Genomic DNA, 25492 nt, shown 5'->3' with positions numbered 1-25492 from the left:
TATATTATATCCCTTGTTTTCGGAGATCCTGAAGCCGGTCTGATTTAAATCTTTCAACTATAAATGCCATTAACTTTTGCATCATAGATTTGGGGTGATGTCAATGGATCAAAAAACTATTAAAAAAGGCACGGAAGGATTTTCCCCCGGTGCCTTTGCGCTTTTGTTTATCGCCCGAATCGGCTGACCATGTTTTTTAGTAGTTCTGCTTGACCATTGAGTTCTTCACTGGCTGCAGCGCTTTCTTCAGCTGTTGCCGAATTAGTTTGGACTACTTTGGCAACCTGATCAATGCCGGCATTGACCTGATTTATCGATTCCGCCTGTTCATTCGACGATACATCAATTTGACTGACTAAACCAGCCACCTTTGTGACACTGTCGACAATTTCATTAAGTGATCCGGCCGTACTATTGGCAATTTGCGTCCCCTCTTTAACTTTTGAAATCGTACCTTCGATAAGCATTGTTGTTTCCTTGGCAGCCTCTGCACTTCGGCCTGCCAACGTTCTGACTTATTCCGCTACAACTGCAAAGCCTTTTCCCAATTGTCCCGCCCGGGCTGCTTCAACTGCAGCATTGAGAGCCAGAATATTCGTTTGGAAAGCAATGTCATCAATAACTTTTATAATATTCGAGATTTTAGATGACGATGCATTAATTTCTTCCATCGAACTGGCCTGCTCTGTAGCTCCTTGAGCTAGCGCTTGACTGGCTGACGATACCTGTCGCGAACTCACTGTCACCTCGTCGGCAGAGATGTTAATCCGTCCGAGAATTTCATTGAAAACAAACAGGGTGTTATTGATTGAGTCTTTTATGATGACATAGCTCCCCAGATAGTCCCCTTGCATTTGAATGCTCAAATCCCCTTGGGCCATTTTTTCAAGAACAATCGCAGCTTCACCAATCGGTTCTTCAATGGAATCCAAGGTCTGATTAAAGCCGGTAATAATATCCCGGTATCCCCCCTGGAATTTGGAAACATCCCCACGCCGATTCAAATTCCCATTAATCCCAGCCTCTACTAATTTCGTGGTTTCAGCAATGAGATTATCGATCGTCGTGAGTGTCGTAATCAGCGCTGGTAATAACTTATCATTGTCTGAGCGTTTCCCAATTTTGACAAAAATTAACCATCATTTTATAATAGGATTGCAAATTTATTGAAAGGACTCATTTATATGAAAGATACTAATATACTTAAGAGACACCCCATATACACTTATTTTATCGCAACATACTTGATATCCTGGGGAGGCATCCTGGTTGTTGCCTATCCAAAATTAGCATCGGCGTCAACATTTGAATTTCCGGATATCGGAATGATGTTTTTGTTCATGTTGTTCGGACCAAGCTTTATGGGAATATTGCTCAGCGGGCTGGTTTACGGCAAATCCGGCCTGAAAGATTTGTTTTCAAAGATGATAAAAATAAAAATTGGCGTAAAATGGTACTTACTTGCTATTTTTACCGTGCCTATTTTATTATTGATCACCTTACTCGGGCTTTCAATAACACTATCGGATGCGTTTTTACCGGGTTTTCAGGTTATCGGAATAATACTTGGCTTTGCAGCTGGCCATTTTGAGGAAATCGGATGGACAGGGTTTGCCTTGCCTGAATTGTTAAAAAAGCATATCCCCATCAAAGCAGGTATAATATTGGGTTTGCTCTGGGGGGTGTGGCATTTCCTGGCGGATTATCTCGGCGCAAGCGCAAGTCTTGGTGCTACATGGCTTCCAACCTTTTTCTTTCGCTATTTAATGGCTCTTGTTGCCTATCGGATATTGATGGTATGGGCTTACAGCAGGGTGAAAAGTGTATTTCTTGCCCAATTGATGCATGGCTGCTTCTCTGGGTCGCTCTATCTTTTAGGACCAGTTAGTTCCAACGAAGATGCGGTTATCTGGAACGGTGTCTTTGCAGCAGTCTTGTGGATTTTTACAATATATGTTGTCGTTATCCGCAATCGAAAGATGGTAACCGAATAACTTGTTAAAACTGCGGTAGATCGGCACAAGGGAACGTTTTTGTCCTTTGTCCATTTGTGCATAACTGCTTATTCCAAGTTCAACGCAAATTCTTTTGCATCTTTTAAATCCTCACTGTTTGGCCGGACCTTATTCATTCCACCAAAGTATTTAAGAAAACTGTAGGTGTTAAACCCTTTGCAGCTAAATTCACCTTTTACGATGTATCCTTTTGACTGAAGCTTTTGTCTTAGTGCCAAATGATCTTTTGCGACCTTTTTTCTCCCATAACTGCACTAGTGGAGAAGATAAAGCATGGTTTTTTACCTCTCTTTTTATATAATCTATACATCCTTCACATTCTTGTTTAATTCTGTACTTAATATTGTAAACGCTTTAATCCGATGGTCAAACAAATCCTCCATCTCTTTTTAGTCCCTTCTATTTTATCTAATTTTGCACAAAAAAACAGCTGCCACATCGAGAATGCGACAGCTGTCTTGCTTAGTAATTCGTAAATATAATAAGTCTGATCCTCTTTATTTTAGCAGATTTCGAATTGCCAATACAATTTCGGTATTATCGATATAAGAGCCTTTTACTGGATCACTCCCATTAGCAGCGTATAAAAGCAATTCTGACCCAGGGCCTTTAGCAAACAAAGGAATCAGTTGGTTGGTGTGGTCGCCGCTATTCCAAGCCATGGTTGGCATATTTCCTTTGCCATTATTGATTACCTCATCATAAACCCCAGCTGTTCCAGTTAAATACCCGGTTTCATGATCCCCAGTAACAATAACCATCGTTTCTGACCAGCTGCTGTTTTTTTCCACCCACTCGCAAACAGCATTCACTGAATTGTTGAAATCCACTTCTTCTTCAACGAGTCTTCCACCAGCATTGCCATGGCCAGCCCAATCAATAGCACCGCCTTCAACCATCAGGAAGAAACCATTTTCCTGATTATCCAAAACATTAAGGGCACCTTTTGTCATAACATCCAGGGTCGGGACATTTTCGTTTGGTGAAACAACATATGGATCAGCTTTTACATCACCTTCCCGGTTGTATTGAAGGGTTTCATAGACTTCCGGCACACCAATGACTCTTTCCGGCGTCTCCCCGGTTGTTAAGCTTTCAAAAGCATCTTTTGTTTGAATCAGATTCCAGTTTTCGATGATTCCATCATTATCGGCATCATTTCCCAATTGACCTGCTACCAGACTTTCCCAAGTCTCTTTTCCGCCCACATAATTATAGTTTTTATCCTCGATTTCAGTTCTGATCTCACCATTATTGTCATACATGGGATTTCCGGCTCCCATAATAACATCGGTTTGACTGTCCCGAATCATTTCATTGGCAATTTCGCTATATTTTTGTCTGCTGGCATTATGAGCAACAAAACCAGCTGGTGTCGCATGACTAAATTCAACCGAAGTGATCACCCCTGTTGCCTTATTCTGAGCCTCAAAATCTTCACAAATATTGACTAGATCCAGTCCATTTTCATCCTTACCAAGCGCTGCATTATAGGTTTTCGTCCCAGTTGACATGGCTGTCGCTGCGGCCGCAGAATCGGTAGGGAGATTTTTCAGTGTTTCGAAGTTATTCCAGATTGTCTTGGGGTCATAAACACTGGCAAGGTCATCGCCCATTCCAATTTCATTATGGGAATATGTACTCATGTGTAACTCAACCGGGAATTGTTCGTAAACCTGGGCCTCTGCTTCCCCTGTCGTATAATAGTTTGTTGCCAGCAACTCGTTTGAACCGCAACCGTCTGAGATCATCAGAATCACATTTTTTACGGAACCTGTATTAACCGGCGGAACCGATCCTTTTGGTAAGACAACAATCTTGATTCCTTCTAAACGGTAGGATTTTCCCTCTGTTCCAGCAAGCTCGCCATTTTTGACCCAGTCCATCCAACCCACGTTTTCAACATGAACCTGGTAGTAGATATCATATTTCCAGGCTTCAGACCCATCAAGTTTAATCCGAACGCCTTCCAGCCTTAAGCCATCACCTTCTGTTCCACTCATTTCGCCATTGTCCACCCAATCCTGCCAGCCAAGATTTTGGACATGGGTTTGATAGCTAACACCCAGGTTTTCGATATCACTGATTTTTATTCGGATTCCTTCAAGTCGCAAGCCTTTTTCACTTGTTCCACTTATTGACATTTTTGACTTCCAATCTTGCCAGCCAATATTTTCAATTTGCGTTTGATAACTGCAGTTTCCTTCAAAAACCAGTGGAACACCCCTCAATGTTGCATTTGTTTCTAATCCTTCCGCAAAAACTGCTGTTGACAACTGCATTCCCAACATTAAAGCAATCCCTAATGTCGCAAATCCTCTCTTAATTACCTTTTTCATAACGCTCCTTCACAATTTTTTTACATGTTTACATGTTTTTTTCCGTTTCTGATATATCTAAATTTCTTCCCTGCCTGCTCCACCCGTGTCTCTTTATAAAAGGACAAATGTAACCGCAAGAATGAAAATTATTGATATCCCCATGCAAGCTAAGTATACTCTTTCTATTTTTTTCTTTATTACAGAAGGTGTTAAAAAAAGATTAATATCTGATTAAAAGATACCAAACACAAAAATCGTACGACGGTATTAATAACAATTCGATACGATTCAATACTAACTCAAATCATTATTAGGGATGGTTGCAGTCGAATAAATTAAAAGCAAGACATTCTAAAAAATATTTTAAAGAATGCCTTGCTTATCTTTACTTATTATTGAACAGTCTATTTCCTCGATAATGCTTATATTTCACTGCCCTGCTCTCATCATCGCCCCTTTTAATTGATTTTCAATATTCAGCAGCTCGGCCTCCGCGGCCTGCCGGGCACTGCGCCCTTCCTGATGAATTTTCAGGGTTTCGTTGATGGTTTCGATCAAGTCGGCATTGACTTTTTTCAGGGTTTCAAGTTCAACGATACCTGTCTCGGATTCTTTGGCGGCGTCAATGGTATTCTGTTTTAACATTTCTGAATTTTTAGTGATCAGATCGTTGGTGGTCTGATTGATTTCTCTTTGCATTTTAAGAACCTTTTCCTGCTTCTGCAAGCCAAGGGCAATGATGATCTGATTCTTCCACAACGGAATGGTATTAAGAATCGCCGTCTGGATCTTATCAACCAGAATTTTATCGGTATTCTGAATCAGCCGAATCTGTGGGGCCGTCTGAATTGCCATGGTTTTACTCAGTTTTAAATCGTGGACCTTCTTTTCAAAACGGTTGATGGTGTCTTCAAAATCGCCAACCAGCTGGGCTGACATGGGGTCGCCCTTAGCCTGAGCTTCGGCCACCAATTGCGGCAACACCTCTTGCCGTGCTTCCGCTATTTTTTCATCACCTGCCAGGATTAAACACTCCAGCTCCCGAAAATAATCCACGTTCTTTTGATAGAGGGTATCGTAGATCCCGATATCCTTTAACAGCATCATCCGGGCCTTATCCAGTTCCGCTTCGATGCGATCCAGCTGCATTTCCACAGTTTTATATTTTGCCATAAAGCGCTTCAGATTATTGAAAATCGGAATTTTGGAAAAGAAATTTTCATCGTCCAGTTTCTCAATATCCAGATCCGTAACCGTGATCATTAAATCAGTCATCACCTCACCGACATTTCCGGCATCTTTCGCCCGGACCTTCTGTAGAATATTGTCGGCGAAGTTGGTTACTTCCCGTTGGGCGCCAACCCCATAGGTCACCAGCGCCTGAGAATCCAGCAAGTTGATATCATCTTTTATTTCATTAATATGAGCCCGCACCGCTGGTGAAATCTCCGCTTGCGCCGCAACTTGCATCACATCTCCTGCTGCCGCTGTTTCTGCGGTCGCCAGCATATTTTTTCCGGCGGCAAGATCTGCCAATGTAATTGTTTCTGACATGTTCATCTCTCCTCTTATTCTAATAATTTCGCTAAACGCATCCCGATCGAACAAACATTGATTCGGCCCCCACTTCGCAGCCATCCTTTTTATTCAAAGGCTTTAATGATCGCATCCATTACGCTGCTGCCGGGCATCTGAATAACCTGAGTTACACTTTCCTGAACCCCCGGCACATCAAAGACCTTTCCCTGGGTAATGGTGCCGTTGACTCCAGTTCTAAAGCCATGCTGTTCCCAGGCAATTTGCTGCAGCCGCTCATCCTCAAGAGCCTGCATCAATTCAACCCCCTCGTCATTCAAACTGATAAAAATATGGGCCGTCCATTCGGTGGGGACCGGATACATCATGACAATGTCATCTTTAACCTGACTCCAGGCTTCTGTCTGTTCATGGGAGAATTCCAATAGCTGATTTTCATAGCCCGCTACAATGGGCTTGGCTCCCAGACCGGTTTTAAGAAATTGACTAAACAAATCCGACGATGAGGTTTCCATATAGCCCAGCTTATCAAATATTCCCGTCAGTCGGGGTAAGATCTGCGGCAGTTGCGCGTCGGTAACCACCTGCCCACCATTTAACATACTGGCCACCAGACCGGCAAACATGTTGCCGGAGTTTGATTTGGCCGGATCGGTGGTATCCACCACAATCGGTCCATACAATTGCGACAAACCAACATCGGCCCAGGTTTTATTCTCTTCCATCATCTTAACCAGCTTGGCCATATCAACCTGATAGATCCCGTTTTCTTTTGTGGCCAGACCGTTGTTCACAAGGGCATCGGCCACCACCTGATGGGAATAAAGCACAATCGGCGTATTGAGAATGATTTCATCTTTATAGGCCGGGCCAATGGTTTTAATATAAAGCTCCAGTGCCGTCTGACTTGATGGAAACAAGAAATCCTTATTTGACAGATCAGCCCGGATCATATCCAGGGAGCCGGCCTTATTGACATCAACTTGAATACCATAGTCTTTTTCCAGAATTGCTTTGACCTCCGGATTCTCAAGAAAGCTGATTTTCTCACCACCGACAAAACCGCTGATCGTTTTTACCGGAACGTTTTTATCCGAAAAAACCTGATAGCCAACAGCACCCAGCACCACCACCAGCAATATTCCAACACCAATTAAAATGGTTTTTATTTGTTTCATTCCTTACTCTCCCTTAAATATTTTGGGGCTGTCCATTTCCAGATTTGTTTTCAGAAGTTTAATATTGGCCTCAATATCGATGATATCATTTTCCATTAAACTGTTGAATTGCTTTTCGAAGGCTTCATTTAGTACCGGCAAAGCATCCTGAGTGGCCTGGGTAACCCGCCGCACATCGTCCGTCTTTAAACCCGATTTCTGAAAGGACAGGTATTTCTCTAAAATCTCTCTGGCCGTATCCAGATAATAGCCAAAAAATCGTCGGGCTGCTGAAATACGATCCGGGTTTTTGGTCAGATATTCCAGAATATTCTTCCCGGTTTGATGAAGCAGAACCGTCTGCTCTTTAATGCTGGTGTTGTGGATCTGGCGACTGGCTTTTTCGATAATCACCATATCCTCATAGGCGTCATCCATTAATGCCTTCAGTTCTTCGCCGTTATCAAGCTCGTCAATCAATAGCCCGCCAATTTTCCTTCGGGGTTTACTGATGAGATAAATCCCGGCAAATGTTCCCAGCGAAAGCACTGCACTGACCAGAATTGGCCAGTGCAGCAAAAAGTTCAGGAGACAAAAAACCACCACTGAACCAATTGTTGAAAAAATCACTTGTCTGGTATTATTCATCAGTTATATCCTCTGACCGTCTGGAATGCTTTGATTAAATTTTCACGGCCATCAAAAACCCGGCCATGGGTTAATTCGGCAATTTCTTCCAGTTCTTTTTCATCAGCGCTGCCAAATAAGATCGCAAATACGGGCACATCGATATTTTGAGACTCATAAAATTGTTTGAAATCCTCAAAGTTGTATTCACCATTGTTCATGCCATCCGTCATTAGTACAATGGCCGGCGAGTAGACATTTTGATCGATTGTCTGGATCGCTTTGACTGCCTCAATTGCCGTTCCGTAAAGATTGGTACTATCGCCGGTCGGAGTACTGGCAATCTGATCATAGGCCTGCGACAAGGGAATGCCATTTCCAGTGACTTCGAGCTGTTTAATAATTTTGCTGTCAAATAATAGATATTGATTGTATTCCTGGGTTGAAGCCTGAAGGAAATTAGTCTGCGCATTTTCATCAATCATCACCTGAGACAATGCCTGGACCAGCTGATCCCGCCCATCGCCACTCATACTGCCGGAAAAATCAAGGCAGTAGATGGTTGCCGACGGCTTTTTCAAGTTAGTCTGATAAAGATTCAGGGCTTTAAACAGGACCTCCGCTTTGGGCATGTTCATGGCACTGATGACCCGGTCGGTATCAATTCCCCAGTCGCTTCTAAAAATGTCCTGATTGGCCGTACTAACGCCGCTGTAACCGGTCCGCCGTCCGGTTCGCTGAATTTCATTCTGCACCGACTCGGACATAATGTATTCCTGAAATGCCAGAAATGCCGTTTCTTGCTCGCTTTCATTTCGGTCTGTTTGACCATTGTCGGAAATGAAACCCAACGGCGAGTCAGCAATGGTCAAACCATCCCGGGGATAAATGACATATAAAGGTTCCTTCCCCTCGGCTTCCAGGGTCTGGTTGGCCGAAATAATCAGCGCTTCATAATTTACCATTGAGTCATAATCACCCGCCAGATACAAATCCTTCAACCAGTCCGAACTGCCGGAGGATCGTTCAACCCCGCTTAATAAATCGCGGAGATTCTGTTGCAGGGTCGGATCATCCAGGGCCTCCAGGGTTAATGTCTGGGGATTATTCAACAATGCATAAATAAATCCAATATATGCGCTGGCACCGGAGTTGGACTGGGTGGCCGAGGTCATCGTGAATTTTAGTTTCCCGGCCTTAATCGCCGCAAGAATATCGTTAACTGCCACATCCTTCCCGATAAAACCAAGAGACTCCGCCAGACTTTTTTTGATGCCGAAAACCACCGGAGTGGTGGATGTGGATTCCAGATTTTTCACCCGATGTCTGGTATCACCAACCGATACCCATAAGCTGGAGGCCGGCCAGACCGCATCGTAATCAATCACCTCCTGATCCAGCAAACGCATGATATCCAATGAACCCTGATAGTCCATGATGACATTTATTTTTTTCTCGTTGGCAAATTTCTCGATCAGTGGTTCCAGTTCCTTATTTTCCGAACCTGACACAATATGCAAAGTTTGTTTGGCTCCCGAAGCTTCAAAAACAGTATCTCCCTCGAGGTTGCTTTCAGCATTACTACCGCCACTGCAGGCAGTCAGCATTAATGCACAGGCCAGTATCCCAAGCATCACTGTCACTACTTTTATTACGCTCTTTTTTTTATTGCTAAACATTTCACACCTCACGTTTCATCCAAGTGTTCCGCAAAAATCGATGGATTGATTCAGCTTAGTGTAACCCATAAAACATTTTTTAGCATTCCGTCAAGGTTAAATTTATGTTAAGTTCTTGTTAGGATTTATCGCTGCCTGTTGGTATACAGACTATTTCAATGACACGAAAACATTTCTGGATCTGTGAAAAAATCGAAAGAATAAGCTAGTCCTTCTCAGTGCGAATAGGTCCAGTGACCACAATGAAATTTGATGAAAACAATCTCACAAAAGTGATAATTTTTAAATTGAGCAAAGTTAGGTGCTTCAGTTTCTATTTCTGGTTCGGTAAAAAAAAGGCTAAGATTATCTCCCTTGTAAGAGATAATCTTAGCCTTAAGAACAGTTGTTTACAGCACAATCGAAACCTCAAATATCATTACACTACCCAAAATCCATTCCGTTTTAAAAAAAACCAGGCAATAAATATTTCTAAGTTGCTTCAGGTGTGGCACCAGTCGTCCCCGTCCACCTGACAATTTTATTTATTTCGTTAGATTGCCGGCTATTTTCGAGTTTTTCTTTTTTGGGTTTAGTATTACTTTATTTTTGCTGAGGATGATGTAACCCTTGCCCACTGATAAACCTTGTACGACTGTTGTAAAGAGCACAATCGCATAGGTCGCCACCAAAAACAGGTTATAGGTTGGGGTAGCCAGGGAGATGCTGGTGCCCATGATCAAAGCCAGACAAAGACCGCCTTTTAACCCGGCCCAGGTCATAAAGGTAATGAATTTAGAATTTCTCATTCCCTTTCCTTTTGGGGGGTTTCTGTTAAAGATCATCGATGCATAAACCCCCGCCATTCTGGCAATGGTATTAAACACAATCGCCCCGATTGCGATGGTAAAAATCATACCCACTGACAGGGTGTTGATGTTTTTGATATTCAGCAATATCACCCCGACTAACAGGAATAAGATGCCATTTAACAGGTTATCCACCACAGACCAGAAGGAATAAAACAAATTGTGTAATTCCTCAGACATACAAATGTGATTTTTTCGCTTCATTCCGGCGATCCCGGTCGCATAGTAAAGTCCGCAGATGACGGCCGCAATCGGTCCCGAGAAAACTAAGTATTCACAAATCAGATAGGCCAGCATCACGGTCAAAATACTGGTAAATATTTTGATGAAATTATCATTTGAACGTTTGAATACTTCAAATAACAGGAATGATACAACAAAGCCAACTGCCACCGCACCGAGAATTTCGGTGGTTAATCCCCATGCAAAACTCACCACTGAGACGCTGCTGGCAGAGAGTTTTAGAGCTGTTAGCAGGGTGGCAAAAATAGCCACGGCCACGCCGTCATTGAACAGGGCCTCCCCTTCGATAATCAAGCCGATTCTTTTCGGTAATCCCGCCTTTGCCAGAATACTCATCGCTGAAATTGGATCGGTTGGGGCTACAATGGATCCCAGCAGGCAGGCTTCCAGAAATGAAATATTTACATGGATCAGATACCCCAGTCCGAAGAAAAGAAGACCATAGACCACGGTTGACACCAGGGTTCCGATAATGGCCATGCTGCCAATCAGATATTTATCCGCTTTAAAATCACCAAATTCGATCCGCGATGCCCCACTAAACAACATAAAGCACAAAACACCTTTAAACAGAAAATCGGTGAAATCAAATTCCCGGTAGAGATTGACAAACTCCATTGGTAAGTGGATAAGATTTAAGTTCCGGCCAATGATATAAATAACGACAAAGATAAATCCAAAAACGACCAGACCAATTTCATACGGCAGCTTTATTGTTTTTTCATTAATAAAGCTAAACACGACCACTAACAAAAGCAGTACGCTGAACAGGATAAGCAGCTGATCAAAATTAAACATTTTTTTCTCCTTCTGATTCCATACATCAAAATTTGCGCAAAAAAAAGGCGACAACAAAATAGGCTCACCTTGTTATCACCTTCGATACGTCCGAGTCTAAACAACAGCATACCATGATCTACTTTGTCGTTAACCTAGTATACTTTTGAAACTTTCTGAATTATAGCACTATCGTAATGACATGTCAATCCATTTGACAACAATTTCATCCGCATTTCTTATGTAAACGTAAGTCTGATTTAACTGTTATTTTTCTATCAAACTTAATCCTGTTTCCTGATCATATTTTATCGGTTTTACTGTCGATTCGTACATCACAAAAGTAATATAAACGCGCTGGTCGATCAAGAATGGCCAGTTCCGGAAAGTTCTCTTCCTATTAATATAATGGCCAGGCTGTTCCGCTGCTGACAAATATGAGCATCACCAAAGCCACATCGCCCGAACTCGGATACCTTTAACTATCAGAACTATTAGACACTGTTTTTCTGGTCGACTTATTTCTGTTCGCTGCCGATTTCATTTTCCAACATCATGGCTTGTTCCCCGGCCTGAGACTTTTTTCCGATAAGCCGCAGCAGGGTTAAGCCTGCTCCGAAAAGACAGATCACTGCTGCCGTCATATAGACGATTCTCATGCCATTAATAAAAGCACTATTTTGGCCGGCCACATAATCCGTCACGCGATAGCCCAGTTCTGCGCTCATACTGCCATAAAGCAGGGTGGTGGCCAGAGCAATCCCACAAACCATCCCCATATTGCGGACCAGGGCATTGATGCTCCCGGCAATTCCCAGCTGATGCCGGCCCACGGTCGACATGATCAGGGAATTGTTCGGCGATTGAAACAGGCCCATGCCAACTGACAAGACCACAATAAAGACCACCATGGTCACCAGGTTAGACTGTTCCGTCAGCGTCGACATCAAAAACAAGCCCAGACTGATCAGCAACAAGCCGATGAAGGTCAACAATTCCGATCCGATTTTATCGGATAAATGACCGCTAAGCGGTGATACCACGGTTAAAATCAACGGGAAAATCATCATGATCAAACCCGCCTGCTCCGGTGAATAAATCATCACATTCTGAAGATAGAATGGTTGAATAATATTGTTACAGAAAAGCCCCACAAAGGTAATGAAGGCACAAAAAATACTCAATGAAAATAATTTGTTTTTAAAAATATCCAAGGGAATCAAGGGGTTTTCCCGTTTTTGTTCAACCCGGATAAAGACGATAAATGCTCCGATCGATATACCAAAGCCGGTCAGGATCAGCGGATTGGCAAAACCCAGACTCTGAGCCTGCCCCAGGGCCACAAACAGCGGCACGATGCTGAGCATAAACAGCCCGGCTCCCAGCATATCGAGCTTACCGGTGATTTTTTTATTGCTTCGCGGCAACAGCTTGATGGCCAAAAATAAAACCACCACTCCCACCGGAACATTGATCAGAAAGATATATTCCCAACTGGCAGCTCCCACAATGATGCCGCCCAACCCGGGACCAACCAGTGATCCCAATGCCACGGCGGTGCCAACAAAACCCAGGGCCCGACCCCGCTCCGTGGCTGGAAAAACCTGGGTAATGATCCCCTGATTGTTGGCCATGGTTGCCGCGGCCCCAACGGCCTGAACAATCCGGGCCCCGATCAGCACCGGAAAGGAACTGGTAATGCCACAGAGCAACGACCCAAGAGTAAACAGCGCAATGCCGACGGTATAGATCTTCGTCTTACCCAGCATATCCCCCAGTTTTCCAAAAATCAGGATAATCCCCACAATGACAATCAGATAGCTGGTCACCACCAGCTGAATTTGAGAAGTGTCAACATTCATCGCCCGGGCCATCTGAGGCAGGGCCACATTGACGATACTGCTGTCCAGGGTGGCCATAAAAGTGGACATGACCACAATCAGCAGAATCGGCCATTTGTTTTTTTCATAGTTTTTTTCCATACATTTCCTCCTCGACTCTGAGCTGCTGGGTTCGTATCAATATTTTTTTCATCGCTGTCAGGGTCACAGCCTTCTCTTCCGGCGATAAATCGACCGAGATTAAGTCGACAATCTCCTGAACTTCCCCATGCATCTGCGGCAATATCGTTTTGGCTTTTGCGGTCAGATATAATTGATAGGCGCGACAATCCCCATCTTTTCCAACCTTATCAACATATTCCAGCTCGATCAGCCGTTTGATGGTGCGGGTCGTCATGGCCTTGTCATTGCCAATTTTCCGACTAAGTTCATGCAGGCTGACGCCCTCGCTTTTTTCCAGAATAAAAAGATAGGGCATCAAGCCACTGCTTAAATCATATTTTTTCATCACCTTGTCCAGTTGAATCTGGTTGTTTCTGAATATTTTATTATTGAGCATAATAAAATGCATGTTTTCAATTTCCACTGTAGCGCTCCTTTTATCATTGACTTGTCAACGTTATTGTAGGCTATTTTTGTTGAGTTGTCAATTATCTTTCACGATCACTCATCCTGCTTGAAAATTGGAGTGACCCTTGCGCCTGCATCAGCAATCATTCATCACCAAATAAAAAAACAGCCGACTGATACAAAGTCCGCTGTTTTTTATTTGGGTGAGATGGATGTTATTACCTTAATAATTTAATCCAAAACCTTGAAATTAAGTTTAAAATAGAGTATCTCCCAATACTTACTCAAATAACCTTAGTGATCAGGGGAAAATTCCTTTGATCTCTTCGGCGTAGATCAATCGTTTTAAGGCAATGATATAAGCGGCCATCCGTAATGAACACCGGGATTGCTGGCTTTCTTCGAGAATCTCAATAAAAGCGGCTGACATGATTTTTTCCAGGGTTTTATTGACCTGATCCCGGTTCCAGGTTAAGATCTGAATATTCTGAACCCACTCAAAATAAGAAACAATGACCCCGCCGCTGTTAGCAAAAATATCCGGCACCAGGACGATGCCCCGTTCTTCCAGCAAGGCATCGGCGGCCACGCTGGTGGGTCCGTTGGCACCTTCAATAATATAGGAACATTGCAGTTTTTCAGCGTTTTCAGCATTGATCTGATTCTCCAGCGCCGCCGGAATCAGCACATCACATTTGCAGGTGAGTACCGCCTCATGGGTAATATGGCTGACGCCTTCTTTCTGATAATCTTTTAACTGCTTGCCTTTAGTCTCCAAAAACTCCGATATTTCATCGGCATCCAGGCCATTTTCGCAGTAGATGCCCCCGGAAACATCGCTTAAGGCGACAATTTTACTGCCCCGATGAAAAAGGATCCGAGCCGCATTGCCACCGACATTGCCCATCCCCGAAATTGCCACGGCAATATCCGTAAGCTTCTTGCCATCCCGTTCCAGAATCAGTTTGGTACTGATGGCCACCCCTCGACCGGTGGCCGAATTACGTCCTTTGGAGCCACCCAGTTCCAAGGGCTTGCCAGTGACAACCCCGGGACAGGGTTTGCCTTTTAACATGCTGTAAGTATCAAGAATCCAGGCCATCGTTTGGGAATTGGTGTTAACGTCCGGGGCCGGGATGTCGGTATCGGCACCGATTAGCGGTTCGATGGCAAAGGCATAACGTCTTGTCAGTTTACGGAGTTCCCGCAGTGACAAGGTATCGGGATCCACCCGTACTCCGCCTTTGGCGCCACCATAGGGAATATTGACCACCGCACATTTTAACGACATCCAGGTTGCCAGAGCCTTAACTTCATTGAGGTTACAATCCTGATGAAAACGGATCCCGCCTTTAAACGGCCCCCGAATATTGGAGTGCTGCACCCGATACCCTTCAAACACTTGCACTGTTCCATCATCCATTTCTACTGGCAAATATACCTTTGTTTCCCGCTGGGGATTCTTAATGATATCAAACATATATTGATTCATCCCACCAATTTCCATTGCCTCTGTCATTACCTCTACCACGTTCAAATATGGATCATAGCATTCTCTCATACAAATATCTCCTGTTTATGAATTGTTGCGGCACATCAACTGAAAACAATCATAAACTTAAAGCATTTACATTGTCAATCACTCAATGTAAAACGATGATACCTAATTATTTTAAGCATACCTACCTAATTTAAAAAGTTATTTCGCTTTTTAACTTAATTTAATTATGTTACAATATTGTAACGAATATGCGATTTTTACATCAACAATCTATTTTCAATTATTTTCAAAGATTTCAGGAGACTAAGATAATGAAAAACAAGTTACTGGATGCCATCGATCTGCAGATATTAAATCTGCTCCAGAAAAACGGCCGGATCTCAATCAAAGAACTGGCCGCCCTGGTCTATCTTTCATCACCAGCGGTTTCTTCCCGGATTGAACAACTGGAAAAAAACAACTATATTTGCGGCTATCAGGCGGTGGTAAATCCCATCAAAATGGGCTATCACATTAAAGCTTTTGTCAATCTTGAGGTTGAACCCATCCGCAAAAAAGAGTTCTATCCCTATATCCAAGGCTGTAATAACGTCATTGAATGCAATTGTGTCACCGGTGATTATTCGATGCTGCTGGAGGTTCTTTTCCCCAGCACCAGCGAATTGGACAGCTTCATCGGCGAACTGCAACGATTCGGCCGAACCAAAACACTGATTGTCTTTTCGACTTCGGTGGAACACCGGGGGATTGAGTTTTCCCTGGAGTAGAAACTGAGCGAACCTTTGGATCCCACTCGATCATCTGCCAATAACCCTTGTGAATCTTTAAGCGCTACTGATTCGCAAGCGATCATAATAAGACTTTTTCAATTCATTCTCCCGAACTTATTTAAGCAGCATCTTATTGACCGCATTAATCAGCGCCAGGGCACTGGCCCGCATCACATCCTGTTCGATGGCCTTCCCGGAGAATAATTGGTCGTCACAGCGAATCTGGGCGGTGACCTTACCCAGACTCCCTTTGCCCCGGCTTAGGCTGTTGATCCGGTAATCGATGAGTTCAATGGGCGCACCGACGGCTTCCATAATGGCCCCATACAGGGCATCGATAACCCCGGAGCCACTGTGGCTGATTGCCACTTCTTGCCCACCTCGGACCAGTCTTACCGTCGCTGCCGGCAAGCCGTCGCTCACCTGCAGCTGATAATCAACCAGCTGCCATAATTCCGGGCTATTACCGCGGCTGGGAACGCCACTGTTTTTCAGCAGGGTCAGCACATCATTATCATAGATTTCTTTTTTGGCATCGGCCATCGTCAAAAACTGCTGATAGATTTCCGCCACCGATTCGTCGGGGATATCAAAACCCAGATGTTTTGTGACGTGGATAAACGCATGCCGGCCGGATCTGGCGGTCAGGACAATCTCCATTGCCGGTGCTCCGATAGTTTCGGGATCCATAATTTCATAAACATCTTTGGATTTGAGCAACCCATCCTGATGGATCCCCGAGGAATGGGCAAAGGCATTTTCTCCCGTGATGGCTTTATTCACTTGAATATCCAGCCCCATGGTGGCACTGACCATCCGGGAGGTTTCATAGATTTTCCGGGTATCCACCGTGGTATGTCCACCATAATAAGCTTGATGAAGCGAAATCCCCATGATCACTTCTTCCAGCGCGGTATTCCCGGCCCGCTCACCGATGCCGTTGATGGTGCACTCCACCTTATCCGCCCCGTTTTTAACAGCTGCCAGGGTATTGGCGGTGGCCAGACCGGTATCATTATGACAGTGAACACTGAGCATCACCTGGGGATCGAGATTTTTCAGCCGATCATTGATGCGGTAGATCAGCTTGCCAAATTCTTCAGGAATGGCAAACCCCACCGTATCCGGCACGTTGATGATGGTGGCTCCGGCCTTGACCACGGCTTCAATGGTTTGCCAGAGATACTCAAATTCTGAGCGGCTGGCATCTTCCAAGGAATACTGAACTTGGGGCAGCAAGCTGCTGGCATATTTAACTGCGCCGACCCCCATTTGAATAACCTGCTCCGGTGTTTTTCTGAATTTCTTGGCAACGTGAACATCTGACGACCCCAAAACAATATGAATCAGCGGATTCTCGGCCTCCCGAATGCTCTCATAAATACAGTCAATATCGGCTTGGACCGCCCGGCCCAGGGCGGCAATCCAGACGTCCTGACCGATTTTCCGACTGATCGCCCGAACCGCCTCAAAATCCCCCCGGGATGAAGAAGGGAAGCCCACCTCCATCATATCGACCTTCATTTTGGCAATCTGCTCGGCGACCTCCAACTTTTCGGCCAGATTCAATTTCGCTCCTGGTACCTGTTCCCCATCTCTTAAGGTGGTGTCAAAAACATAAATTTTTCGTGACATATTCTTTCTCCTTTTATGAATTTTAGGTAAAAAAAGCTCCCTGACATCTCAATCAGAGACGAAAAGGGAGCTTTCCGCGGTACCACTCTTATTCATACAGAAGCCTGTATGCACTTTATCGATACCCTTTATTGCCCCTGAAGATTCTTTCGTATAGAAAATTTTGCAACCACGATTCCGCTCCGCTTCATCTTTGGTTCGTGGGCAGTCGCCAACTGCAAGCGAGCTTGCGATTGGCTCGTTGCCTTCACGCAAAAAAACGCCTGTCTCAAACGAGACAGACGTAAAATCTGCTATACCACTCTATTTTATACAAATCTTCAATACGGGTTTAATAAAACCGATATCCATCCCCTATAACGGTGGGCTTCCGTCTTAACCTAGTTTCGCTGACTTTATCAGCGATATTTCAGCAAGCAACTCCGAGGTGAGTTCATCGTCTTCTGATTTCTGCTTCGCACCACCCAGCAGATCTCTGAAAATCATCCAATAACTACTATTCCTCATCAACGTCTTTTTAATATTCTGTTTATCATAAACGAATCAAACCCGTTTGTCAACCCTACAAAACAGAAAAAGCAGCCGTTTCATGAACAGCTGCCAAGATAGTGAAGTGAAAAAAGATGTCGAAACTTTTTCCACTTCACAAATTATAAATTGTTAAGCTTAACTTTCTCTGTAAACTTACAGTTACTTAAGCAAATGTTAAAAAAAGATGAAAATCCGTGTAATTTATTTCCAGGGATTCCCAAGCTTTTTCAAGATAAGAATAAATATGTCAATCTTTAATTTTAATCTGGTTACCCGCTTGTTTGCGACCCCTGATTATCCGGTCCTGCGTCAGCGTAAAATATCCCGGGCGATTTTCTTCGCCGTGGGGGTGTCGGCCAGACCACCTTCCGCCGTTTCTTTTAATGATTTTGGCATGGCATCCCCAATCGCTTTCATGGCGCCAATCACCTCATCCACCGGGATGGTGCTCTCAATGCCGGCTAACGCCATCTCCGCGGCAATCAGGGCATTGGCAGCGCCACTGGCATTGCGCTTGACACAAGGCACTTCCACCAGTCCGGCGACCGGATCACAGACCAGTCCCAGCACACTTTTCAGGGCCATGGCGCAAGCATGGGCACACATTTGTGGGGTGCCCCCCATTAATTCAACTGCCGCAGCTGCCGCCATCGCTGCCGCACTGCCGCATTCTGCCTGACAACCACCTTCCGCCCCAGAAATGCTGGCCTTTTTGGCAATTACCATACCGAGACCGGCGGCGGTAAAAAGACTCATCACCACCCGCTCCTCGGCTAAGTTGTTTTCTTCTTTCAAGGTCAGTAAGACGGCCGGAATAATCCCGCAGGAGCCGGCTGTCGGCGCGGCCACAATTCTGCCCATACAGGCATTCACTTCGGCAATCGCCAGCGCCTTGGCCAGGGTTTCACTGAGCACCTTACCACTAAGGGATCGGCCCGCATCAACCGCCTGTCTCATTTTATTGGCATCGCCGCCGCTGAGGCCGCTGGCCGATTTACTCACTGCGGTAAGGCCTTTAGCAGCCGCTTCCGCCATCACCTGAAGGCTGGCCCGCATCAGCGCAAAGAGTTCATCCTGAGATTGTTCCATTTGCAGGGCCTGATCCTCCAGGACCAGCTCGGAAATCATTTTTCCCTTTTTTTTCGCCTTGTCTACCAGTTCTTGTATCGAATCATAACTTATCATCTTCGCTCCTAATAGATTGGCTTAATTAAGACAGCCTTTTTCACCTTATTCACCGCTTCGATTAAACTGACCAGCTCGTCCTTAACGGCCTGATCGGTCTCAATCACCATCATCGCCTCCCCGCCACGATGGGAACGGTACATATTCAGCTCGGCAATGTTAATCCCCTGATCCGCCAGCAGATTGGTCACCGCCGCAATCACCCCAGGAGTATCGGTGTGGGGGATCAGCAGGGTATAATATTCACCATTGAATTTGACATTGATCTCGTTAATCCGGTTGACCACGATTCGGCCGCCACCCACTGACGAGCCCTGGACAATTATTTTTTTACCGGCTTGATCAACCGCAGAAATCAGGGCCGTATTGGGATGAACCTCTTTATTATGGGACTTCCTGAACTTAAATGTCATTCCCGCCTGCCGGGCCAGCTCCAGACTATCTTTAATCCGCTCATCATCCGGCGCCATCCCCAACAGCCCGGCAATAATCGCCTTATCAGTACCGTGGCCTTTGTAGGTTTGGGCAAAGGAGCCATAAAGCTCAATGGTAACGGCTGCCGGCTGCCCGCCGGAAACCGTTCTGGCTATTTTTCCGATCCGCACCGCTCCGGCCGTATGGGAACTGGACGGGCCAACCATAATCGGTCCGATAATATCAAATACATTCATGCCAACCTCAATCTTCAGGCGTCAGCCAGTTTTTAAACACCAATCGGCGGTGTCGCGATCCGTTATGCTCTTATCTTTTTACCCCGGAAATTACTTTTTAAGCGATTACTCCTCTTTATACCTCTTTGGCATATCGTAGTACCGGTTTTCGCACCGCCTTGACCTCATCCAACCGTTTTACGATGGTATCATGGGGTGCTTCCTTTAACAGCTCCGGACTTGTTTCTGCTTCCCTGGCAATTTGTAGCATCGCTTCAATAAACTCGTCCAGTGTTTCCTTGCTTTCAGTCTCCGTCGGTTCAATCATCAACGCTTCTTTGACAATCAAGGGGAAATAAATCGTCGGCGGATGATAACCAAAATCAATCAGCCGTTTGGCAATATCCAGGGCCGAAACCCCAAATTTGCTCTGCTTCTGAGCCGAGAAAACCACCTCATGCATACAGATTTTGCCGAAGGGCAGGTCGTAAGCATCCTGGAGTCTAGCCCTAATATAATTGGCATTGAGCACCGCAATCTCTGAGGCCTCCCGAAGACCGACAGCCCCTAATGAGCGGATGTAGGCAAAGGCTTTGACCACTACCCCAAAATTGCCATAGAAAGATTTAACCCGGCCAATCGATAAGGGGCGATTGTGATCCAGAACATACTTATCAACGGCCCGTTCCACCACGGGCCCCGGCAGGAAGAGAACCAACTCTTTTGTGACCCCCACCGGACCGGAACCCGGGCCGCCGCCGCCATGGGGGGTACTGAAGGTTTTGTGCAGATTTAGGTGCACCACATCAAAACCCATGTCGCCGGGTCGGGTCTTGCCCATAATGGCATTCATATTGGCTCCGTCATAATAGAGCAATCCGCCCGCCTGATGGACAATCTGGGCTATTTCGACGATGTTTTCTTCAAACAAACCCAGGGTACTGGGATTGGTGAGCATCAGCCCGGCAATCTCATCACTCATCACGGCCTTTAATGACGGGATATCGACACCGCCAAATTCATTGGATTTTACTTCAATCACATCAAAACCAACCACTGCCGCCGAAGCCGGATTGGTACCATGGGACGAATCCGGCACGACGATTTTTTGTCGCTTCGTGTCACCGCGATTTTGATGATAGGCTTTGATAATCATCAGTCCGGTCATTTCCCCATGGGCGCCAGCCGCTGGTTGCAGCGATACCCGCGCCATTCCGGTGATTTCCGCCAGCATCAGATCAGTTTGATAAAGGAGTTCCAGAGCACCCTGAACGGTTTTTTCTGACTGATAGGGGTGGATTCGCGAGAACCCACTGTATCTGGCTACATCTTCATTGACCTTGGGATTATACTTCATGGTACAGGAACCCAGCGGGTAAAAGCCGGAATCCACACCGTGATTCATTTTCGATAAGGCGGTAAAGTGCCGAACCGTATCCACCTCGCTAACTTCTGGCAGTTCTGCCGACTGCTGCCGCAAAAACGTGGCCGGAATGACGCTGGTAAGGTCCCTTTCCAGGACATCACAGGCCGGTAACAGGCTGGTTCTGCGGCCCGGAACCGACTTTTCAAAAATCAGTGCTTCGTTCTTAATCACAATGGTTCACCGCCTTTTCTACTAAACTGTCCATTTCCAGTCGGGTTCGTTTTTCGGTCACCGCCAGCAGCCAGCCGTTTTTTAGCTCCGGGTACGATTTCTCCACAACATAGCCGCCAATAATCTGATCTGCGAGCAGAGCATTGTTCAGTGCTTCGGTATCACCAGTGCTGCTGACGGCAAATTCCTTGAAAAAGGGCGCCGAAAAAATGGGCGTAAATTCCCCCGATTGGATCAACTGGTCATGAAGGTAATGGGCTTTGTTGAGGCAGAGGGTGGCCACTTCTTTTAAGCCTTCCTTGCCGAGAACAGTCATGTAAATGGTCGCCGCCAAAGCATTTAAGGCCTGGTTGGAGCAAATGTTAGAAGTCGCCTTGTCCCGGCGGATATGCTGCTCTCTAGTCTGCAGGGTCAGCACAAAGGCGCGCTTACCATCGACATCGGTGGTCTGACCAACGACCCGGCCCGGCAGCTTCCGCATCAATTTTTTGGAGGTGGCCATGAAACCAAGACCCGGTCCGCCAAAACTGATCGGATTACCCAAACACTGGCCGTCTCCGACAACGATATCGGCTCCCAGCTCGCCGGGAGATTTAAGAATTGCCAAGGAAATCGGATCGACACTGGCAATCAGCAGCGCCTTATGCTGGTGCGTCACTTCGGCAGCCTGACCGAGATCTTCAATGATGCCAAAAAAGTTGGGACTCTGGACGATCACCGCCGCTGTTTGATCGGAACACGCCGCTGCCAGAGCGTCTAGATCGATGCTGCCATTATGGTAGCCAATCTCTTTAACCGCAATGCCCTTGTAGTGCGCATAGGTTTTTAACACTTCGCGGCTCTCGGGATGAACGGTATTGGCGATCAGCACCTCATTTCTGCCGGTCTGGCTAGCGGCCATAGCGACTGCCTCGGCCAGAGCGGTGGCGCCATCATACATTGAGGCGTTGGCAATGTCCATGCCGGTCAGTTCACAGATCATCGACTGAAACTCGAAGATTGCCTGCAGGGTGCCCTGGCTGATTTCCGGCTGATAGGGGGTATAGGCCGTATAAAACTCCTGCCGCGAGGTGAGATTACCGACCACACTGGGAATGAAATGGTCATAGGCGCCGGCGCCGAGAAAACATCTGGTGTCATCAAGACTGATGTTTTTCTGGGACAGTTTCCGCATGTAGCTGGTCAGCTCCATTTCTGATAAGGCCGGTGGTAATTCCAGATCCCGGCTCAGACAAACCGATTCCGGAAGATCGGCAAAAAGCGCCTCCACTGATGACAGACCGATCTCCGAAAGCATGGCTTGTTGTTCTTCTTTGGTACTTGATAAATAGGATGCCACGATTTGTCCTCCTTTATATTATAGATTTGAGTTTTTCCAGCTGTGCGGCGATTGCTTCATCATCAAAGCAATATTTGAGATTGGTGAAATTGCCTCTCAGCTTCATCACATCTTCTTTAACATCTTTATTTCGCAAGATCACATCGGCCATCAAGCCGGCGGTTTCTTCAAACTCTTTGATGCCAAAACCAAACCGGGTCATTTCCGCCACGCCGATACGAATGGCGCCGGACGCGGTAAAGCCCTCTTCTTCCGGGGTGGCCTGATAGTTGATGATAATATTGTTGGCTTCCAGTCGATTGGCGACTTGCGGTCCAATCCCATAACCAACTCGCACCACCACCTGGTGGGTCTCGGTATAGGAGATGGCCGGATCGCCAGCCACATCCAGGCCGGCATCGGCCAGACATTTGGCAAAATATTTGGCATTGTTAATAACATTCTGCTGGTATTCGTCTTTAAAATAGTTCATTTCGTAGGTAGCCATCAGCAACCCCAGCATCGTCCCCAGATGATGATTGCTGACACTGCCCGGGAAAGCCCGGGTTTCAATGGTTTCCCAGAGGCCATATTTATAATCATCCTTGTCATAATTACCGGCAATGACACCTCTTTGCGTTCCAAAGAAGGTTTTGTGGGTGGAACCGGTCACCAGTTCCGCCCCTTCAGCAAAGGGATCCTGGAAGTGGTCACCTACCAGCCCCAGAACATGAGCCATATCATACATAATAATCGAACCCAGTTTCTGGGCATCGACGAAGTTTCTGATTTCCCGAACGGGTTCCTTATGCAAGACCATACTCTTACCAAAGATAATCAGCTCCGGCTGATATTGGGCGATGACCTTTTTGGTTTCGACCACATCGATTTTAAAGGGGTTGTCCTTTTCCACCGGGAAATTCACGATCGCTGTTTTTTCCGTTTGAGGATCAATGGCAATATAGTCATGGAGGGCACCCATCGGCTGGGCACTTAAATGACCGCCTCTGATGATATGATTGTTCATCACATAACCCAAACGTTTGGCATCAACCTTGCGGTTGACCCGGTTTTTATAATCCATTAGCGCACTGAAGACCGCCACATTGGCCATCTGCCCGCTGATCACCCGGGTTTCTACCTCGGCACAACGAAGATATTTTTTCATTTCTTCCATCAACAGATATTCAATCTCATCAATAAAGGCCGTCCCCTGATAATAAAACACATCATAATCATAGAAGGATTTTGTTTTTTTGTGCTCCGCATAACGGAAAGAGGGATCCATCACCGACAATAACCGCACCGCCGCTGAATGAGACTGTTCCGATGGGATCAGGTTAATGGTTTGATGCTGTCTCAAAATGGTATTGTCAAAGCTTCTTTCCAGCAAATTCAGGGCTTTGGTTTGATAATCTGGAGCACTGTCAAACTGACGCTCAATTTCGACCCCATAAATGATCGGCCTGGCAAAGGGTGGCGCATCGCTTTTCATATGATAGGGGGCAATCACTGCCGCTACCATCTTGCCGCGGATTTCCACATCAACCCGATCATTTAATTCAACATCGCCATCGATCAGGGCCAGGCCGATGGCCCGCATCGCTTTCTCGTCGGTGATTTTGCTTTCCAGCCCGTATCCTTCCGCCTTTAAATAAGGTACCATGGTGGCACTGGTAATATAGCCGACTGCCTTTCCATTTTTAAAAACCTGACAGCCAGCTCGGGCAATGCCGCGGCCAGTAATGGCAATCGGTCTGACAATCCGGGCTAATTCCGACAAATCTGAAAGATCCCGTTCCATAATTTTTTTAAACCCAAGATATTGTTTAGCCAGGGCTGCCCGGCCGATATAATCGCCTTTGACTTCGGCAAAGCTGACCGCAAATTTGGCCAGTGGGCAAGAAAAAATTGGTATTTCATTACCATCGCTATCAAGGCCTAGCTCATGGCCATAAAGGGGTAGCCCGGCTTCCAGTCTTAAGGTATCCCGGGCGCCCAGGCCGATGGCCATGGCTCCCAGCTCAAGCAGCTTTTCCCAGATTTCGGCGGCTTGCGATGCCTTTGCGAAAAGTTCAAAGCCCAGGGGTTCGCCGGTGTATCCGGTTCGGGCAATCAGCAAGGTCTCACCTTGATAATCAAGAATTGCCAGAGCATTTTTTAGCGGCTCGGTAAGATTCTCGCTGCCCGTGAGTTTTTTAAGTACCGTTTTTGAATCGGGACCCTGCAGCGAAATCATCGCAATCTCAGCGGATCGATCAACGATTTTGGCATCAAAAAATTTTATTTCGGTGTTCAGGTGCTTCCAGTCTTTTTCGGCGTTGGCCGCATTGACCACCAGCAGAAACTCATCTTCATAAAAGCGATACAGATAAGCGTCATCCAATGCTCCGCCGTTACAATTCTGGATCATCGTGTATTGAGCCTGCAGCAGATCCAGCGCCAGCACATTATTGGTTAACACATGTTGCAAAAAGTCGATGACTTCCTTCCCGGAGACAATGAATCGGCCCATATGGGAGACATCAAAGATTCCTGATTTAATGCGGGTATGAATATGTTCATCGACAATCCCGGCCGGATACTGGATCGGCATTTCCCAGCCCCCGAAGTCCACCAGCGTTGCCCCGGCTTTGACATGATTATCATAAAAAAGTGTGCGTTTTAAATTTCCCATTTACTTAATCTCCT

At 45.8% G+C, this 25492-nt stretch carries 17 protein-coding genes, 1 pseudogene and 1 other annotated feature; of the genes and pseudogenes, 2 read left to right on the top strand and 16 right to left on the bottom strand.

The annotated features are described in order from the left end of the window. Positions 1–167 precede the first annotated feature (167 nt). A pseudogene (locus tag ACEW8F_RS08365) lies at positions 168–1004 on the bottom strand (methyl-accepting chemotaxis protein). 180 nt (positions 1005–1184) lie between these two features. Here ACEW8F_RS08365 and ACEW8F_RS08360 point away from each other — a divergent pair. Next, positions 1185–1994 (top strand): CPBP family intramembrane glutamic endopeptidase, encoded by an 810-nt coding sequence (locus ACEW8F_RS08360; RefSeq protein WP_373483018.1) that lies wholly within the window; start codon positions 1185–1187, stop codon positions 1992–1994. Between the two features lie 518 nt (positions 1995–2512). On the opposite strand, the gene ACEW8F_RS08355 is transcribed toward ACEW8F_RS08360, so the two are convergent. From ACEW8F_RS08355 to ACEW8F_RS08315, 9 genes are all read right to left on the bottom strand, one after another. Next, positions 2513–4354 carry an alkaline phosphatase gene (locus ACEW8F_RS08355; RefSeq protein ID WP_373483017.1) on the bottom strand — a complete coding sequence of 614 codons (1842 nt, stop codon included), beginning with the start codon at positions 4352–4354 and terminating at the stop codon, positions 2513–2515. A 411-nt stretch (positions 4355–4765) separates the two neighbouring features. Then, positions 4766–5890, bottom strand: a complete 1125-nt coding sequence (locus ACEW8F_RS08350; RefSeq protein ID WP_373483016.1) for a toxic anion resistance protein — start codon at positions 5888–5890, stop codon at positions 4766–4768. A gap of 89 nt (positions 5891–5979) precedes the next feature. Beyond that, on the bottom strand, positions 5980–7050 hold the full coding sequence (locus ACEW8F_RS08345; RefSeq protein WP_373483015.1) for a hypothetical protein: 1071 nt from the start codon (positions 7048–7050) through the stop codon (positions 5980–5982). Between the two features lie 3 nt (positions 7051–7053). Continuing rightward, positions 7054–7677, bottom strand: a complete 624-nt coding sequence (locus tag ACEW8F_RS08340) for a 5-bromo-4-chloroindolyl phosphate hydrolysis family protein (protein WP_373483014.1) — start codon at positions 7675–7677, stop codon at positions 7054–7056. After that, on the bottom strand, positions 7677–9335 hold the full coding sequence (locus ACEW8F_RS08335; RefSeq protein ID WP_373483013.1) for a substrate-binding domain-containing protein: 1659 nt from the start codon (positions 9333–9335) through the stop codon (positions 7677–7679). The genes ACEW8F_RS08340 and ACEW8F_RS08335 overlap by 1 nt, the downstream gene beginning before the upstream one ends. 524 nt (positions 9336–9859) lie before the next feature. After that, positions 9860–11224: a cation:proton antiporter gene (locus tag ACEW8F_RS08330; RefSeq protein ID WP_373483012.1), complete on the bottom strand. Its 1365-nt coding sequence runs from the start codon at positions 11222–11224 to the stop codon at positions 9860–9862. A gap of 497 nt (positions 11225–11721) precedes the next feature. Then, positions 11722–13185 (bottom strand): MFS transporter, encoded by a 1464-nt coding sequence (locus ACEW8F_RS08325; RefSeq protein WP_373483011.1) that lies wholly within the window; start codon positions 13183–13185, stop codon positions 11722–11724. Continuing rightward, on the bottom strand, positions 13169–13630 hold the full coding sequence (locus tag ACEW8F_RS08320) for a MarR family winged helix-turn-helix transcriptional regulator (protein WP_373483010.1): 462 nt from the start codon (positions 13628–13630) through the stop codon (positions 13169–13171). Before ACEW8F_RS08320 ends, ACEW8F_RS08325 begins: the two co-directional genes overlap by 17 nt. Positions 13631–13915: 285 nt before the next feature. Then, entirely contained in the window at positions 13916–15175 is a 1260-nt protein-coding gene (locus tag ACEW8F_RS08315) for a Glu/Leu/Phe/Val dehydrogenase (protein ID WP_373483009.1), read from the bottom strand. A 266-nt stretch (positions 15176–15441) separates the two neighbouring features. Between ACEW8F_RS08315 and ACEW8F_RS08310 the strand changes: the two genes are divergently transcribed. After that, positions 15442–15882: an Lrp/AsnC family transcriptional regulator gene (locus ACEW8F_RS08310; RefSeq protein ID WP_373483057.1), complete on the top strand. Its 441-nt coding sequence runs from the start codon at positions 15442–15444 to the stop codon at positions 15880–15882. Positions 15883–15999: 117 nt separating this feature from the next. Here the strand turns inward: ACEW8F_RS08310 and ACEW8F_RS08305 are convergent, their stop codons facing one another. From ACEW8F_RS08305 to gcvT, 6 genes are all read right to left on the bottom strand, one after another. Further along, the gene (locus ACEW8F_RS08305) at positions 16000–17520 is read right to left on the bottom strand and encodes a 2-isopropylmalate synthase (RefSeq protein ID WP_373483008.1); all 1521 of its coding nucleotides are present in this window, start codon (positions 17518–17520) and stop codon (positions 16000–16002) included. A 51-nt stretch (positions 17521–17571) separates the two neighbouring features. After that, positions 17572–18039 (bottom strand) — a binding site (T-box leader). A 321-nt stretch (positions 18040–18360) separates the two neighbouring features. Continuing rightward, entirely contained in the window at positions 18361–19236 is an 876-nt protein-coding gene (gene sdaAA, locus ACEW8F_RS08300; protein WP_373483007.1) for an L-serine ammonia-lyase, iron-sulfur-dependent, subunit alpha, read from the bottom strand. A gap of 8 nt (positions 19237–19244) precedes the next feature. After that, positions 19245–19907, bottom strand: a complete 663-nt coding sequence (gene sdaAB / locus ACEW8F_RS08295; protein ID WP_373483006.1) for an L-serine ammonia-lyase, iron-sulfur-dependent subunit beta — start codon at positions 19905–19907, stop codon at positions 19245–19247. 115 nt (positions 19908–20022) lie between these two features. Continuing rightward, positions 20023–21483, bottom strand: a complete 1461-nt coding sequence (gcvPB, locus tag ACEW8F_RS08290; protein ID WP_373483005.1) for an aminomethyl-transferring glycine dehydrogenase subunit GcvPB — start codon at positions 21481–21483, stop codon at positions 20023–20025. Continuing rightward, positions 21476–22822, bottom strand: a complete 1347-nt coding sequence (gcvPA, locus tag ACEW8F_RS08285) for an aminomethyl-transferring glycine dehydrogenase subunit GcvPA (protein ID WP_373483004.1) — start codon at positions 22820–22822, stop codon at positions 21476–21478. The genes gcvPB and gcvPA overlap by 8 nt, the downstream gene beginning before the upstream one ends. A gap of 13 nt (positions 22823–22835) precedes the next feature. Beyond that, the gene (gene gcvT / locus ACEW8F_RS08280) at positions 22836–25478 is read right to left on the bottom strand and encodes a glycine cleavage system aminomethyltransferase GcvT (protein ID WP_373483003.1); all 2643 of its coding nucleotides are present in this window, start codon (positions 25476–25478) and stop codon (positions 22836–22838) included. Positions 25479–25492: the final 14 nt, after the last annotated feature.

Origin of the sequence: Acetobacterium sp. (genome assembly GCF_041752335.1) — a bacterium.
Lineage (GTDB): Bacteria > Bacillota > Clostridia > Eubacteriales > Eubacteriaceae > Acetobacterium.
Note: the sequence above shows the minus strand (reverse complement) of the source record. Positions and strands in the feature narration are given on the sequence as shown.